16 protein-coding genes are annotated in these 14493 nt (G+C 65.1%); 14 read left to right on the top strand and 2 right to left on the bottom strand.

Annotated features, from left to right (window positions below; all coding sequences use genetic code 11):
* Positions 1-52 precede the first annotated feature (52 nt).
* From pgsA to dapF, 10 genes are all read left to right on the top strand, one after another.
* Positions 53-646 (top strand): CDP-diacylglycerol--glycerol-3-phosphate 3-phosphatidyltransferase, encoded by a 594-nt coding sequence (pgsA, locus tag AOP77_RS00635; protein ID WP_062207992.1) that lies wholly within the window; start codon positions 53-55, stop codon positions 644-646.
* A complete protein-coding gene (locus AOP77_RS00630) occupies positions 633-1142 on the top strand; it encodes a CinA family protein (protein WP_062207989.1) in 510 nt (169 codons plus the stop codon). Before pgsA ends, AOP77_RS00630 begins: the two co-directional genes overlap by 14 nt.
* Before the next feature lie 117 nt (positions 1143-1259).
* Positions 1260-1571 carry a helix-turn-helix domain-containing protein gene (locus AOP77_RS00625; protein ID WP_062211239.1) on the top strand — a complete coding sequence of 104 codons (312 nt, stop codon included), beginning with the start codon at positions 1260-1262 and terminating at the stop codon, positions 1569-1571.
* A 33-nt stretch (positions 1572-1604) separates the two neighbouring features.
* Complete coding sequence (locus tag AOP77_RS00620; RefSeq protein WP_062207986.1) at positions 1605-1838, top strand: DUF3046 domain-containing protein; 234 nt, start codon at positions 1605-1607, stop codon at positions 1836-1838.
* A 290-nt stretch (positions 1839-2128) separates the two neighbouring features.
* Positions 2129-3244 carry a recombinase RecA gene (recA, locus tag AOP77_RS00615; RefSeq protein ID WP_062207983.1) on the top strand — a complete coding sequence of 372 codons (1116 nt, stop codon included), beginning with the start codon at positions 2129-2131 and terminating at the stop codon, positions 3242-3244.
* A gap of 2 nt (positions 3245-3246) precedes the next feature.
* The gene (locus AOP77_RS00610) at positions 3247-3774 is read left to right on the top strand and encodes a regulatory protein RecX (protein WP_062207980.1); all 528 of its coding nucleotides are present in this window, start codon (positions 3247-3249) and stop codon (positions 3772-3774) included.
* A 56-nt stretch (positions 3775-3830) separates the two neighbouring features.
* Complete coding sequence (rny, locus tag AOP77_RS00605; protein WP_062207977.1) at positions 3831-5291, top strand: ribonuclease Y; 1461 nt, start codon at positions 3831-3833, stop codon at positions 5289-5291.
* 2 nt (positions 5292-5293) lie between these two features.
* On the top strand, positions 5294-6883 hold the full coding sequence (miaB, locus tag AOP77_RS00600) for a tRNA (N6-isopentenyl adenosine(37)-C2)-methylthiotransferase MiaB (protein ID WP_062207972.1): 1590 nt from the start codon (positions 5294-5296) through the stop codon (positions 6881-6883).
* Positions 6880-7863 (top strand): tRNA (adenosine(37)-N6)-dimethylallyltransferase MiaA, encoded by a 984-nt coding sequence (gene miaA / locus AOP77_RS00595; protein ID WP_236685722.1) that lies wholly within the window; start codon positions 6880-6882, stop codon positions 7861-7863. Before miaB ends, miaA begins: the two co-directional genes overlap by 4 nt.
* 17 nt (positions 7864-7880) lie before the next feature.
* Positions 7881-8810 (top strand): diaminopimelate epimerase, encoded by a 930-nt coding sequence (dapF, locus tag AOP77_RS00590; RefSeq protein ID WP_084622065.1) that lies wholly within the window; start codon positions 7881-7883, stop codon positions 8808-8810.
* Here the strand turns inward: dapF and AOP77_RS00585 are convergent.
* Complete coding sequence (locus AOP77_RS00585) at positions 8807-9436, bottom strand: class I SAM-dependent methyltransferase (protein WP_062207968.1); 630 nt, start codon at positions 9434-9436, stop codon at positions 8807-8809. The two genes, dapF and AOP77_RS00585, sit on opposite strands and share 4 nt — an antisense overlap.
* A gap of 52 nt (positions 9437-9488) precedes the next feature.
* On the opposite strand from AOP77_RS00585, the gene hflX reads away from it, so the two are divergent.
* The 3 genes from hflX to AOP77_RS00570 all read left to right on the top strand — a co-directional run bounded on the left by hflX (position 9489) and on the right by AOP77_RS00570 (position 13213).
* The gene (gene hflX / locus AOP77_RS00580; protein ID WP_062207963.1) at positions 9489-10976 is read left to right on the top strand and encodes a GTPase HflX; all 1488 of its coding nucleotides are present in this window, start codon (positions 9489-9491) and stop codon (positions 10974-10976) included.
* Positions 10973-12910 carry an ATP-dependent DNA helicase gene (locus tag AOP77_RS00575; protein ID WP_062211232.1) on the top strand — a complete coding sequence of 646 codons (1938 nt, stop codon included), beginning with the start codon at positions 10973-10975 and terminating at the stop codon, positions 12908-12910. Before hflX ends, AOP77_RS00575 begins: the two co-directional genes overlap by 4 nt.
* A gap of 72 nt (positions 12911-12982) precedes the next feature.
* Entirely contained in the window at positions 12983-13213 is a 231-nt protein-coding gene (locus AOP77_RS00570; protein WP_061964483.1) for a hypothetical protein, read from the top strand.
* Positions 13214-13231: 18 nt separating this feature from the next.
* Here AOP77_RS00570 and lexA read toward each other — a convergent pair whose 3' ends face one another.
* Positions 13232-13960, bottom strand: coding sequence for a transcriptional repressor LexA (gene lexA, locus AOP77_RS00565; protein ID WP_062207961.1), 729 nt, complete (start codon positions 13958-13960; stop codon positions 13232-13234).
* Between the two features lie 204 nt (positions 13961-14164).
* Between lexA and AOP77_RS12160 the strand changes: the two genes are divergently transcribed.
* Positions 14165-14479 (top strand): LysM peptidoglycan-binding domain-containing protein, encoded by a 315-nt coding sequence (locus AOP77_RS12160; protein ID WP_062207958.1) that lies wholly within the window; start codon positions 14165-14167, stop codon positions 14477-14479.
* The last annotated feature ends 14 nt before the right edge of the window (positions 14480-14493 follow it).

The following is a 14493-nucleotide window of genomic DNA, read 5'->3' as shown; positions in this document are numbered from 1 at the left end:
CACCATTATCGCCTGTGAGGTAGCGGGGCAGGTACGCCAGTAGGGTGAACCTGTGAGCGCAGCCCTTCCGAACATCCTGACGGCCCTCCGCCTAGTGGCGGTGCCGGTGATGGTGCTGCTTTTGTTGGCTGACGACGGCGCCGAGGGTCCCGACCGTTGGTGGGGGCTGCTTGTGTTCCTGATCGCGGGCGCCACGGACTTCCTAGATGGTTACCTGGCGCGCCGTTGGGCGGTGGTCTCGACGTTTGGCAAGCTTGCGGATCCAATTGCCGACAAGGTACTAATTTTGGCCGCTTTGGCGATGATCTCGCTGATCGATGGCATCGGCTGGTGGGCCCTTATCGTGCTCGCGTTGCGCGAGATCGCCGTGACAGTGGGTCGCCTCATGGTGGCCGGGGACACCGTTATTGCCGCGTCACAGGGGGGCAAGATCAAGACTGCGCTCCAGGTGGTCGCAATCACGCTGTTCCTGTGGCCGAACGCGGCCCCATGGGTAGATGTGGTGGCTTACGTGCTGCTGGTCGCCGCGGTCTTGCTCGCGCTCGTGACGGGGTACGACTACATGCGGCGCATCGTCGCCGCCCGTCGGCATCAGCGTGCAACCGAGGGCGGGCATCAGGGGAGCCGTCCCGATGTGGCGGCCTGAACCAGCACACGTCCTTGACGTCGCACGTGAGGGCGGATGGCTCTTGGGGTCGGCCGAGTCACTCACCGGTGGTGCCCTCAGCGCGGTTCTGACTGCCGTACCTGGAGCATCCGATGTGTGGCGCGGTGCGATTGTGGCGTACAACGCCGACGTGAAGAGGGACCTTCTCGGTGTACCGGCGAGCGTGCTCGATGCGGTGGGAGTGGTTTCTGCTGACACAGCACTTGCGATGGCTCACGGCGCGCGGGCCCGGCTTGGCGTCGACATCGCGGTCTCGACTACGGGAGTCGCAGGACCGCAGGCACACGGCGGCAGAAAGGTGGGGGTGGTGTTCATCAGTGTGGTGGGGCCAGGCCTTGCACGCGTCCAAGAATTCGCCTTTGCGGGTAGCAGGGAGGCCGTCGTTGAAGGGGCCATTGACGCAGCTTTGGCGGCGTTTTTGTCCGCCATGGGCGGACGCACCGCCGAGGCGCCTGGAATTAGGGAACAACTCTGAGGTAATGTGCGTTGTGTCAGCATGAACCAAGGAACCACGTTCAACAAGAAGAGCACCGCGATTCCCGCGAGGGGTGCGGCGCTTCCCAAAGCGAACGTCACTGGAAGGGCGGTGCGTATGCCAATATTGCGCAATGAGATCGGCGATGTACTTCGCGATGCCCGCCTGCTGCAGGGCAAGACCCTGCGCGACATTTCCTCGGGAGCCCGAGTGTCGCTCGGCTACTTGTCCGAGGTTGAACGCGGTCAGAAGGAAGCGTCGTCTGAGTTGCTTTCCTCCATCTGCGAAGCCCTCGACGTTCCGATGTCAGCAATCCTCCGCGAGGTCTCAGGACGCTTCGAAACGGCAGAGTCGCTTGCAGACGTCGCAGTAATGCCGTCGATCCCGGACACTGTGCCCGAGCTGCTTAGCTCGATGCGCGCTCGCTGACATCTCGCATCAGCGAGGAAATGGAGCAAGGCCGTGAGGCTCAGCGAGTTCTGGGAGCTGATGGATCACGTGTTTGGCGAGGCGTATTCACGCACCCTGGCGCGCGAGCTCGCGCTCGACGAGTTGGACTCCCGAACCGCCGCGCAAGGGCTTGAGGACGGCTTTGACCCCAGGGACGTGTGGCACGCCATCTGCAATCAGATGCAGGTTCCCGTCGCGCGCCGCGACGGTGGAGACCGCGAGCGAATGGTGCCTCCGCCCCGCTAGTGGGTGACGGCCTAACCTGTCCCGCACGATGCGCCCCCAGGGGCATGAACCTGACGTCAACTCATGCGGGTTCTCAGAATACGGCGTGTCGCTTCCATTCGAACACTCGTTCGATTACTGTGGTGCACAAGACGTGGAGCGAACCTCGGGGCCGTCTATTTGAGAGCCCGAGAAGCGCCGATGTCAGTGGCGCAACATAGCGTCGTACTTGGACATGAACTACTCGAGTAAGGCACTTGCCTCACGCGGGTTACCCACACGCAGGGCACTGACAAGATTGGACACAGACCATGGCTGGAACCCCAGACCGCTCTAAGGCACTCGAGGCGGCACTCGGACAGATTGACCGCCAGTTCGGCAAGGGATCGCTGATGCGACTCGGCGACAGCCAGAAGGTCGCCATCGCTGCGATTCCGACCGGCTCCATCGCGCTGGACATCGCACTTGGCGTAGGCGGCCTTCCTCGTGGACGCGTCGTCGAGATCTACGGCCCCGAGTCCTCCGGTAAGACCACCGTGGCGCTTCACGCCGTCGCCAGCATGCAGAAGCAGGGCGGCACTGCGGCCTTCATCGACGCGGAGCACGCTCTCGACCCGGAATACGCCAAGAAGCTGGGGGTCGACACCGACAACCTGCTGGTCTCGCAGCCGGACACCGGTGAGCAGGCGCTTGAGATCGCTGACATCCTGATCCGCTCGGGCAGCGTCGACATCCTCGTCATCGACTCCGTCGCGGCCCTGGTACCCAAGGCCGAGATCGAGGGCGAGATGGGTGACAGCCACGTGGGTCTGCAGGCTCGACTCATGTCGCAGGCACTGCGCAAGATCACCGGCGCAATTGCCCAGACTGGCACTACCGCGATCTTCATTAACCAGCTGCGCGAGAAGATCGGCGTGTTCTTCGGCTCGCCGGAGACCACCACAGGTGGCAAGGCACTCAAGTTCTACGCCTCGGTCCGCCTCGACGTCCGACGCATCGAGACTCTCAAGGAGGGAACCGACGCGGTCGGTAACCGTACCCGCGTCAAGGTCGTCAAGAACAAGGTCGCGCCGCCGTTCAAGCAGGCCGAGTTCGACATCCTCTACGGCCAGGGCATCTCCGCCGAGGGCGGCATTATCGACCTGGGCGTCGAGCACGGCTTCGTTAAGAAGTCCGGCTCCTGGTACACCTACGAGGGCGATCAGCTAGGTCAGGGCAAGGAGAATGCCCGCACCTTCCTCAAGGACAATCCGGAGCTCGCCATCGAGATTGAGCAGAAGATCAAGTCCAAGCTCGGTATTGGCGTGGTGGCGTTCGACGAGTCGGCCGCAAAGCCGCAGGTTTCCCCAGAGGACGTGGCGGAGGCTGCGGCCGCAGCTGCGCCCAAGGCTAAGCCTGCCGCCAAGAAGGAGCGGAGCTCCTTCTAGGTATGGCCCCTCGCACTCGGCAGGACTCCACCGCCACGACACCGGTGGAGTCCGCCGAGCGCGCTCGGGAGATGGCGCTACGAATCCTTGGAAGCGCACCGCGCTCGGCTGAGCAACTGCGCGAGGGATTGCGCAAGCGCAATGTCGTTGAGCCCGTTATCGAAGAGATTATCGAGCGCTACATCGAGGTGGGACTGCTCGATGACGCACAATTGGCCGCGACGGTTGCCCGCACCCGCCATCACGAGCGGGGTACCTCACGCAGGGCCATCGGTGCCGAACTTCGCCGTAAGGGCTTCGAACAGTCCGACATCGATGCCGCGCTCGGCCAGTTTGACGATGACGATGAGTTCGAACGAGCCAGGGAGTTGGCACTCAAGAGGTGGGAGAAACTTGCCGGACTTGAGTATGAGGTGCGGCTTCGCAGGACCGTTGGCATGCTCGGGCGGAAGGGTTACGCTCCGGGTGTGGCTTTTGGGGTTGTGAAATCCCTGGATAATGCCGATAGTGAGGACACGCGTTCTCTGTGATCGCGCGTCGCGGGTGAGGGCTTGCGTCTGGGCAGGTGTCGAGGGGAGTGGGGCGGATGTTGCAGTCAACCATCATTGTGCTGCTTCTTGGCGCCTCCCTCATTGCACTCCTTCTGGTCATGTTTGCGCGCCGCGAGGCCAAGGCCATTCGTGAGGCCGCGCAACGAGAGACCAAAGACGTGCGCGAGGACGCCCGTCAGCGAATTGCTGAGGCGAAGCATCGTGAGGAACGTGCGTTGCTGCGCGAGAAGGAGACTGCCGAGGAGCATCGAAACGCACAGCGCTACGCACGCAACCTCGAAGAGCGCGTCGCTATGGTCGCTAAAGATGAGAAGCGTGTCGCGGCCGAACGGGAGCAACAGCGGACGGCCCACGTTGAGGCCATCGCCTCGCTAGCTGGCACCACGGCCGAGGAGGCCAAGGCGGAGCTCGTAGCGAGGTTGACGGGTGGAGCCCGCGCCGATGCTGCCGCCGAGGTGCGACGTATTGAGAAGGTCGCGAAACGGGACGCCGATGAACGCGGGCGCAAGATTCTCGTGGACGCCATGCAACGCCAGGCCGCGCCCACGGCCGCAGAGGCCTCAGTGACCTGGATCGACCTGCCTTCCGAGGAGATGAAGGGTCGGATCATCGGCCGTGAAGGCCGCAATATTCGGGCGTTTGAGGCGCTTACCGGGGTGAACGTCATAGTCGAAGAGGGCGTGAACGCGGTTCAACTGTCCTGCTTTGACGTGGAACGGCGCGAGATCGCCGAAGTCACGCTCGCCGCACTCGTCGAGGACGGCCGCATCCAGCCACAGCGCGTCGAGGCCGCCTACGCACGCGCCGTCGCGGGCGCCGCGCAGCGTCACCGCGATGCCGGCCTGGATGCCCTCGAGGCGGCCAAGGTGAAGGGCGTTCCTCAGGAGATTGTCGACACGCTCGGCCTGCTGCGACTGCGCAGCTCCTATGGCCAGAACGTGCTCGCGCACCTGGTGGAGACCGCGCAGATTGCCGCTGATATTGCAGTCGCGGTGGGCGCGGATGTGGAGACCACTCGCCGAGGTGCGTTCCTGCACGACTTGGGTAAGGCGTATAGCCACGAGCGCGAGGGCACGCACGCGGCGATTGGCGCGGAAATTGCCGAGCGGGCCGGAGAGACGGACACCGTGGTAAACGCGATCGCCGCCCACCACGACGAGGTGGAGCCCGCGAGTATCGAGGCAATCATCGTGCAGGTGGCGGACGCTATCTCCGCCTCGCGGCCAGGTGCGCGGCGAGAGGACGTGGAGCACTACGTCGAGCGCATGAACCACCTCGAGACGTTCGTGAGCGAACACGCCGGCGTCAAGAAGGCGATTTCCATGGCCGCTGGCCGCGAAGTGCGTGTGGTCGTGGAGCCTGACGAGGTGGACGATGAGGGCACGCGGGAACTGGCGCGTACAATTGCTGATCACATCAGCAAGGAATTTAACGTTCCCGGAGAGATCAGAGTGACGGTGATTCGCGAACTACGCGCGGACGCCGTCGCAGGATAGGTATGACCCAGACGCCCCTCGCCAGCACCGCACCACTCGCCTCAGCAGATTTGACCGCCGTAGAGGCGACTTCAGCGCCCACCTATGTGGTCAGGACGCTTGGCTGCCAGATGAACGTGCACGATTCGGAGCACATGGCGGGCTTGCTCGAGGGCGCCGGGTACATCGCCGCCCCTGAGTCCGCCGAGATCGCTGATGTCGTCGTCATCAACACGTGTGCAGTGCGCGAGAACGCCTCAGGTAAGTTGTACGGAAACCTAGGCCAGCTGGCGTCCATTAAGGCAGTGAATCCCGGGATGCAGATCGCTGTGGGCGGCTGCCTCGCGCAGAAGGACCGTGGGGACATTGTCAAGCGTGCCCCCTATGTGGACGTGGTCTTCGGGACGCACAACATCGACGTGCTTCCTGTCCTTCTCGAGCGTGCGCGCCACAATGCCGAGGCGCAGGTCGAGATCGAGGAGTCACTCAAGGTCTTCCCCTCAACCCTGCCGTCGCGTCGAGACGCCATTGCCTCGGCCTGGGTGTCGATCTCCGTGGGTTGCAACAACACCTGCACCTTCTGCATCGTCCCCTCGCTGCGCGGCAAGGAGCGTGACCGCCGCCCCGGAGAGATCCTGGCGGAGATCAACGCGCTGGTCTCGCAGGGCGCCGTCGAGGTCACGCTGTTAGGCCAGAACGTCAACAGCTACGGCGTGGAGTTTGGCGATCGGGGCGCATTCGCCAAGCTGCTGCGCGCCTGCGGCGAGATCGAGGGGCTTGAACGCGTGCGATTCACCTCGCCCCACCCCGCCGCCTTCACCGACGACGTGATCGATGCGATGGCCGAGACTCCCAACGTGATGCCCAGCCTGCACATGCCGCTGCAGTCAGGCTCGGATGCAGTGTTGCGAGCGATGCGCCGTTCGTACCGCTCCAGCAAATTCCTAGGGATCCTCGACAGGGTGCGCGCCACAATGCCCGATGCCGCGATCACCACCGACATCATCGTGGGATTCCCTGGCGAGACCGAGGCGGACTTCCTCGAGACAATGCGCGTGGTCGAAGCCTCGCGCTTCGCCAGCGCCTACACGTTCCAGTATTCACCTCGTCCTGGCACGCCCGCCTTCGAGCTCGAGCCGCTTCCCAAGGAGGTGGTTCAGGAACGCTTTGTGCGCCTGCTGGACCTACAGAAGCGCATCGCGCTCGAGGAGAACCAGGCCCTCGTGGGCACCACGGTGGAGCTGATGGTGCTTGACGGGGCTGGCCGCAAGGACGACGCCTCAGAGCGCATGACGGGCCGCGCGCGGGACAACCGCCTGGTGCACTTCAGCCTGCCCGATGGTGTGGCCGGCACCGACGCCGCGCCGCGCCCTGGTGACATGGTGACGGTTGACGTCACGTATGGCGCCCCGTTCCACTTGGTCGCGGACTCCGTCCTCGAGGGGGGCAACTACTCGGTTCGGCGCACTCGTGCGGGGGACGCGTGGGACTCGGTACAGGCAGGCGACCACGAGCACGCCTCCGGCGGCTGCGGCGATGCGTGCGGGTCCGGCGGGGGGACACCGGGCGCTCCGGTTGGCCTCGGAATGCCTAGCCTGCGCCGCAACCCGTGACCAAACCTGCTGGCGGCGCGAACGTGCCCCCGGCATCGTCCGCAAGCGGCGCGCCTGAGGTGATAGCGGTGGTAGGGGCGACCGCGACGGGCAAGTCCGCGATCAGCATTGGGATCGCCGAGCACCTCATCGCGCGGGGGACCCCCGCCGAGATCATCAACGGCGACGCAATGCAGTTCTACCGCGGCATGGACATCGGCTCCGCGAAGTTGCCCATCGCGGACCGACGGGGGATCGTCCACCACCTGCTGGACACGCTCGACGTGTCGCAGGACGCGACGGTGGCTCAGTTCCAGGATCAGGCTCGGGCGGCGATCGATGGTATTCACGCCCGTGGAGGTCGCGCCATCGTGGTGGGCGGCTCCGGGCTGTACTTGAGGGCACTGCTCGACAAGTTTGAGTTCCCGCCCACGGATCCCGAGGTGCGCGCAAAGTTCGAGACTCGCGCCGCGGTAGAGGGCCCTGGTGTGCTTTACCGCGAACTGCTCGCAGTGGATCCTGAAGCGGCAAGCAAGATTCAGCCACAGAATGCCAAGCGGATTGCGCGTGCGCTCGAGGTCATCGAGATCACGGGAGAGAAGTTCTCTAGTTCGCTACCCGTGAAGGAGTATGCGATTCCGGCCGTGCAGGTGGGCCTGCGAGTGCCGTACGACGTGCTGGACGAACGCATTGACGCGCGCGTTGACCAGATGTGGGCCGACGGCCTCGTGGATGAGGTGCGCCGGCTCGAGGAGCAGGGGATTCGCGGCGCGATCACGGCTCGCAGGGCAGTGGGCTACGCGGAAACGCTCAGTCACCTTGAGGGCGAACTGACCGAGCGTCAGGCAATTGACCTGATTGCGCAACACACGCGCCGGCTGGCGCGCAAGCAGCACCGCTGGTTCGGACCGGACGACCGGGTGAACTGGGTAGACGGCCCCGTGGACCCGGACGACGTTCCGCGCGCCGTGGGCGACGCGATTCGGGCCGCAGGGCTCTGACTGCGTAGGCTGTTGGCATGCCTGAGACCCCTACGTCTGACCAGACGCCGACCGCCACTGACACCCGCCCGCTAGGCACCCTGGCTGGCTTACGTTTCACCAAGGGGCACGGCACCCGAAACGACTTCGTGTTGGTCTTTGATGAGCACGGCGACGTGGACGTCACAGGGGAGATGGCGCGCGAGTTGTGCGACCGCCGCGGCGGCATCGGTGGCGACGGCCTCATCCGCGCCGTGCGCGCGGGCAAGCTCGACGCGGGCGCAGACTTCGCGCCCGACATGTGGTTCATGGACTACTGGAATGCCGACGGTTCAACGTCGGAGATGTGCGGCAATGGCGCGCGCGTGTTCGCGGCCTATCTGCAGCGCGAGGCGGACGAAGACCTGAGCACGGGCCTGACCATCGGGACCCGCGGCGGCACACGCACCCTCACGGGGCTAGAAAACGGCCTGTACGCGGTCGGCATGGGCACGTGGACCCTCGGTGAGGCACCGGAGGGATTCGATGCTGAGGTGACAGCACAGGGCCTCGCCCACCCCCATCCCGCGTTGAGCGTGGACGTGGGCAACCCGCATCACGTAGTGGCACTGGCGTCCCTCGAGGCGCTCGAGGCGCTGGACCTCTCCAACGCTCCGGTGGTTGAACCCGTGCCTGCGGAGGGCTCCAACGTGGAGTTCGTGGTGACCCGCGGTGGATCGTTGGTCAATGGAGAACCGCGCGGCAGGGTGCGCATGCGAGTACACGAGCGCGGGTCGGGCGAGACTCAGTCCTGCGGCACGGGCGCTTGCGCAGTGGCCCTTGCGGTGCGCGAATGGGCAGGTGAGGCCGCACCAGACGTCTGGGACGTCGAGGTGCCCGGTGGCCTGGTCACGGTGCGCATTGTTGGCGACCAGACCGTGCTGGAGGGCCCCGCGGCTCTGATCGCCGACGGTGTTATCAGCGCCTAGCCGGCGCGCGTGAGCCGCAGCACCCGGAAGCCCTTGGAACTGCCAAGCTTCTCGAGGTGACCCCACGGGCCTACCTCGTCGCGCTGGGCTGTGATCCACGTGGCTAACGAATCGGCGCCCAAGTTCTTCTGCACCACCAGGTGCGCCTCGCCGCCGGGCTTGAGCCGCGGGATCCAGGCCGTGAGCAGGTCGTGAAGAGCAGGCTTGCCAATGCGAATAGGCGGGTTGGACCAGATGGCGTCGAATCGAGCGTCGACCGCCACAGCATCGGGCGTGGTGGCGGTGATGGCACCGAGCTCGTGACGAGAGCCGATGCGCTCTGTGTTGCGTCGCAACAGGTCTAGCGCGCGCTCGTTGACATCGACGGCAGTCACGCGTGTCTGGGGGTTGGCCAGCGCGGCAGTGAGCGCGATGGGTCCCCAGCCGCAGCCGAGGTCGAGCAGGTCGCCGGCTGGTGGAGTCGGTAGGTAGCGCAGTAGCACCCCGGTGCCGGCGTCGACGTGGCCGGGGGAGAAGATTCCTGGTGCCGTCTCGACGTCGATGTCGTACCCCGCAAGGGTCACGGGAATGACGCGTCGCTCGTCGGCGGACGCGGGCTGGGCAGTGAAGTAGTGGTCGTCGCTCACGGTAAGCGAGCGTACCCCGCGCCGCGCGGCAGGGTGCGACAATAGGGGGAGTATGAATGAACCCCACGAGACCGAACTGCCCGAACCTTCCCGCGCCGATGCGGTGATTGACCGCGTCCTATCGCGCGAGGGGACGGCGATTGGCGCCGGCGGCACTGCGAAGACCGACTACGACGGCGACCAGCTGGACCGCGAGGAACGGGCCGCGCTGCGCCGCGTGTACGGTCTCAGCACCGAGCTCGAGGACGTCACCGAGGTCGAGTACCGCAAGCTGCGCCTTGAGCGCGTGGTCTTGGTGGGCCAGTACCAGCGCGATCTCGCCGATGCCGAGGTGGGGCTGAGGGAGTTGTCCGCGCTCGCGGAGACGGCCGGTTCCGAGGTGCTCGACGGGGTGCTGCAGCGCCGAGCGCACCCAGACCCCGCCACCTACATCGGCAAGGGCAAGGCCCTCGAGGTCAAGGCCATCGTCGCCGAGGTGGGTGCGGACACGGTCGTGGTCAACGACGAGCTCGCGCCCAGCCAGCGGCGCGCACTCGAGGACGTCGTCAAGGTCAAGGTCATCGACCGCACCGGGCTGATTCTGGATATCTTCGCTCAGCACGCCAAGTCCAAGGAGGGCAAGGCTCAGGTCGAGCTCGCCCAACTCGAGTACCTGTTGCCGCGCCTGCGCGGTTGGGGTGACTCCATGTCCCGCCAGGCCGGTGGCCAGGTGGGTGGCGCCGCCGCCGGAATGGGCTCGCGCGGACCGGGTGAGACCAAGATCGAGTTGGACCGTCGCCGCATTCACACCCGCATGGCGATCCTACGCCGCCAAATCAAGGCGATGGCGCCCGCGCGCGAGGTGCGCCGCGACCGTCGCCTGGCGCTGCCGAACGTCGCCATCATTGGTTACACCAATGCCGGAAAGTCCTCGCTGCTGAACCGCATCACGGGGGCGGGAGTGCTGGTCGAGAACTCGCTGTTCGCGACCCTTGACCCCACCGTGCGGCGCTCGCAAACCCCTGATGGACGCGAATTTACCGTCTCGGACACCGTCGGCTTTGTACGCAACCTGCCTCACCAGCTGGTCGCCGCATTCTCCTCGACCCTGGAGGAGGCCGCGAACGCAGACCTGATCCTGCACATCGTCGACGCGGCTCACCCGGATCCCGAGGGCCAGATTACTGCCGTGCACACCGTGCTCGCGGACGTGCCTGGGGCCTCGGATGTGCGCGAGGTGCTGGTACTTAACAAGTCCGACATCGCTGACCCCGAGACCTTGATGCGCCTGCGCTCGCGACGCGATCAGACCATCGACGTGTCCGCCATGACGGGTGCGGGCATCTCCGAACTGATGGACGTCATCGCGGAAGCACTCCCGCGCCCGTCCGTGCGCATCGACCTGACGGTGCCCTATACGCGCGGTGACCTGGTGAGTGAGATCCATCAGCACGGTGAGGTGTTGCTGGAGCGGCACGACGCCGATGGCACGTGGATGGAGGCCCTCGTCGACGAGTCACTCGCCGCGCGGTTGCACGCCGCGGCGGTCGCTCCGGCGTGAGCGACGACGTCACGGCGTTACTCGCCAAGGCGATTGCCGCGCTCGGAGGGCAGGAGCGCGACGGGCAGCGCGACATGGCGGTTGCCGTCGATGAGGCCATCGCTACTCGGGAGCATGCGCTCATTCAGGCAGGCACGGGAACAGGTAAGTCAGTCGGCTACCTAGTACCCGCGGTGGTTCATGCGGTGCGCACCAAGAAGCGTGTGATCGTCTCCACGGCCACGCTCGCCCTTCAACGCCAGGTCTATACAAAAGACCTTCCGCAGGTCGCCGATGCCTTGGCAGAGGACCTAGGAGAACAACCCCGGATCGCGCTGTTCAAGGGCCGTAGTAACTACCTGTGCGTGCACAAGATGGCGGGCGGCTACCCCGAGCCGGACGATGACATGCTGCCGTTCACTTCTGGCCCTACCAGCGACCTCGGCAAACAGGTGGCCCGCATCAATGAGTGGGAGAAGGAGACTGAGACGGGCGACCGCGACGACCTGGTTCCCGGCGTCTCCGGCCGTGCGTGGGCGCAGGTCAGCGTGTCTGGGCGCGAGTGTCTCGAGAAGAAATGCCCCATGATCGACGAGTGTTACTCGCAGAAGGCGCGCGACGAAGCGGCGAAAGCCCACGTGGTGGTGACGAACCACGCGGTGCTCGGCGTTCAGGCGACCAGCCACGACATGCTGGGGGAGCACGACGTCTTGATTGTCGACGAGGCTCACGAGCTGGTGCAACGCATCACGTCATCAGCCACACATGAACTCACCGTGGCGGCAGTCGACAGGGCCGCACGCTCGGCCCGCAGGTGCGGAGTCACCACCGAGAATCTGGACACGGCGGCACGCCGGCTTGATGGCGCCTTGGGTGACTCGGAGAACGGCCGTCTGCGTATGGGCCTTCCGGAGGCTCTGGCTGAAGCGGTCGAGCTGATCCGCGGCGCTGCACGTGCGGCGCTGACGCAAGTGGGCAAGGTCACCGAGGCCGCGGGTGGTTCGGCCTCCAAGATCGCGATGGCCGCTCTACAGGAGACCTTCGACGTGTGCGAGGAACTCCAGGGAGAGCACGGCAAGTATGTGATCTGGCTCGCCCCGGCGGATGGCGACTATGAGGCCCCCCGGCCGTCGCGCATCGTCGCTGCGCCGTTGGACGTAGCGGGCCTTATCAAGGGTGGTTTGCTTGAAGGCAAGGCCACGGTCTTCACGTCCGCCACCCTCGCGCTGGGTGGGAAATTCGACGCGATGGCGCGACACTTGGGTCTCGATGGCCCCACGTCTATGGACGCGGGTAGTCCCTTCGATTACTCGAAGGCCGGCATCCTCTACGTCGCGTCCCACCTGCCGCGCCCCGGCCCCGGCGGAATCTCGGCCGAGGCCTTGGACGAGATGGAAGAGCTCATCCGTGCCGCGGGTGGGCGCACGCTGGGCCTGTTCTCGTCGCATCGTGCCGCGCTGGCCGCGACAGAGGCGATGCGTGAACGACTCGACTTTCCCGTGCTTTACCAACTAGACGACCAGGTATCGACGCTGGTCGAGCAGTTCCGAGAGGATCCGCGCGCGTGCCTCTTTGGTTCGACCTCCCTGTGGCAAGGCATCGACATCCCCGGCCCGTCCTCGTCGCTCGTCATCATTGACCGCATTCCGTTCCCGCGACCGGACGACCCCGTGTCTCAGGCGCGCACCGAGGAGGTGGGGAGACGAGGGGGAAATGGCTTCATGGCCGTGTCCGCGACATCGGCCGCGCTATTGATGGCGCAAGGCGCCGGCCGCCTGATCCGCGGCGCCGAAGACCGGGGCGTCGTTGCGGTGCTTGACTCGCGCTTGGCAACCGCGCGATATGGTGGCTTCCTTGCCAAATCAATGCCCCCGCTGTGGCCGACGAACGACCGCGAAAAGGTGCTAGACGCGCTCCGCAGGTTGGACGCGGCGGCAACGGCCAACGGCAGTTGAATTCCAGGCACTAGTTCTGAGCTGCACCCCATAGGCTGTAGTCGAGTTGACCGTCTTCAAGGAGCTGACACGATGACTGAGAACGAACCGTCCGAGGAGTTTGTCCGTGGCCAGCTGGCCGAGCGCGAGCGTTTTGCCGCCTACCTCGAACACTTCATGACAACCAGTCGTGCCAAAGCGGAAGCCGCGGAGACCGAGGAGTCTCGCGTCTATCAGACCACCATCGCGAATGCGATGCAGGCGATGCGCCGTGCCATCAATGGCGGATTCCACTGGCTTGATGGTTGGCGCGACTCGAAGTAGCGACAACCGGCGTCTCGGTTAGAGGCGCCGCATCACCGAGACGACTTTGCCCATGATGGTGGCGTGGTCGCCGTCGATCGGCGTGTAGGCGGGGTTGTGGGGCATGAGCCACACGTGACCGTCGCGCTGGCGGAATGTCTTGACCGTCGCCTCGTCGTCGAGCAACGCTGCGACGATGTCGCCGTTCTCACAGGTGTTCTGCTTGCGCACCACTACCCAGTCGCCGTCGCAAATAGCGGCGTCGATCATCGAGTCCCCAGATACCTTCAGCATGAACAGGTCGCCGTGGCCGGTGAGTTGCGTGGGGAGAGTGAAGACATCCTCCACGGCCTGGTCCGCGAGAATAGGCCCACCGGCGGCGATGCGCCCGACCAGCGGCACGCTTGAGACGTTCTCATCAACAGCAACGACGGGCGCCGATGCCGTGGGGAACTCCTCGACCGACTCGCCGTCCGCAATGGGCTCGCCTGGCATGACGACTTCCATGGCGCGGGGCCGGTTGGGGTCGCGGCGCAGGTAGCCCTTCTCCTGCAGCGTGCGCAGTTGGTGAGTCACCGAGGACGTCGAGTTGAGACCGACGGCCTCTCCAATCTCACGCATGCTCGGCGGGTAGCCGCGATCTGCGACGGCGTCGCGGATGTGCTCCAGGATCTGGCGCTGGCGCTCGGTCAGCGTATCGCCCCCGCCAACGTTGGGGAACTGATGAATGGTCGCTCCGCCATTTGCGTGGTTCGCCTCGTCACTCATGAGTGTTCCCTCTCCTCTAGGTCTTGAACCGCACGGTTTGGCGGGCCCGCAGTTGTCAGACCCTCGTGATGCTCTTAAGACATGACGGTAGGGCACGCCGAGCATTTAATCAAACATATGTTCGAGCGTGTCTTGCATATGTCGGCTCTTGATGTTAGAAATAGAACATGTGTTCGACGAACACGTGTTCGAATGGAGGAAGTCATGAAGATCTACGCACCGCAGAACCCCGTAGCCCGCGCCAAGCGCGCCGCCTTGGTGGTCGTGCTCCTAGCCGTCGCAGTAGTGGTCGGTCCTCAGGCATTCGCCAACGACACGTCCGCCGACGCCTCGACGGGGGCAGTCGCCGCCGATACGTACGTCGTGATGCCGGGCGACACCCTGTGGGATATCGCTAGCTCGATCACGCCTAGTGGAAATGACGTCCAGGCGACGGTAGGCGCAATTCAGCGTGTGAACGTGATGGATTCCTCGGCGTTGCGCGCGGGTCAGGAACTCCTGCTCCCGTCCGTGGCTTAGTCCTTTACGCGAGG

The organism is Demequina oxidasica, assembly GCF_000975115.1.
Classification (GTDB): Bacteria; Actinomycetota; Actinomycetes; order Actinomycetales; family Demequinaceae; genus Demequina; species Demequina oxidasica.
The sequence above is the reverse complement of the archived record's forward strand: the minus strand, read 5'-3'. Positions and strand labels throughout refer to the sequence as shown.

Excerpts from the sequence above, each read along its gene's own strand:
- lexA (WP_062207961.1), bottom strand. The coding sequence starts at position 13,960 with ATGAGTGACGAGGCGAACCACGCAAATGGCGGAGCGACCATTCATCAG.
- recA (WP_062207983.1), top strand. The coding sequence starts at position 2,129 with ATGGCTGGAACCCCAGACCGCTCTAAGGCACTCGAGGCGGCACTCGGA.
- miaB (WP_062207972.1), top strand. The coding sequence starts at position 5,294 with ATGACCCAGACGCCCCTCGCCAGCACCGCACCACTCGCCTCAGCAGAT.
- hflX (WP_062207963.1), top strand. The coding sequence starts at position 9,489 with ATGAATGAACCCCACGAGACCGAACTGCCCGAACCTTCCCGCGCCGAT.
- AOP77_RS00570 (WP_061964483.1), top strand. The coding sequence starts at position 12,983 with ATGACTGAGAACGAACCGTCCGAGGAGTTTGTCCGTGGCCAGCTGGCC.
- AOP77_RS00630 (WP_062207989.1), top strand. The coding sequence starts at position 633 with ATGTGGCGGCCTGAACCAGCACACGTCCTTGACGTCGCACGTGAGGGC.
- rny (WP_062207977.1), top strand. The coding sequence starts at position 3,831 with ATGTTGCAGTCAACCATCATTGTGCTGCTTCTTGGCGCCTCCCTCATT.
- AOP77_RS00625 (WP_062211239.1), top strand. The coding sequence starts at position 1,260 with ATGCCAATATTGCGCAATGAGATCGGCGATGTACTTCGCGATGCCCGC.
- dapF (WP_084622065.1), top strand. The coding sequence starts at position 7,881 with ATGCCTGAGACCCCTACGTCTGACCAGACGCCGACCGCCACTGACACC.
- AOP77_RS12160 (WP_062207958.1), top strand. The coding sequence starts at position 14,165 with ATGAAGATCTACGCACCGCAGAACCCCGTAGCCCGCGCCAAGCGCGCC.
- AOP77_RS00610 (WP_062207980.1), top strand. The coding sequence starts at position 3,247 with ATGGCCCCTCGCACTCGGCAGGACTCCACCGCCACGACACCGGTGGAG.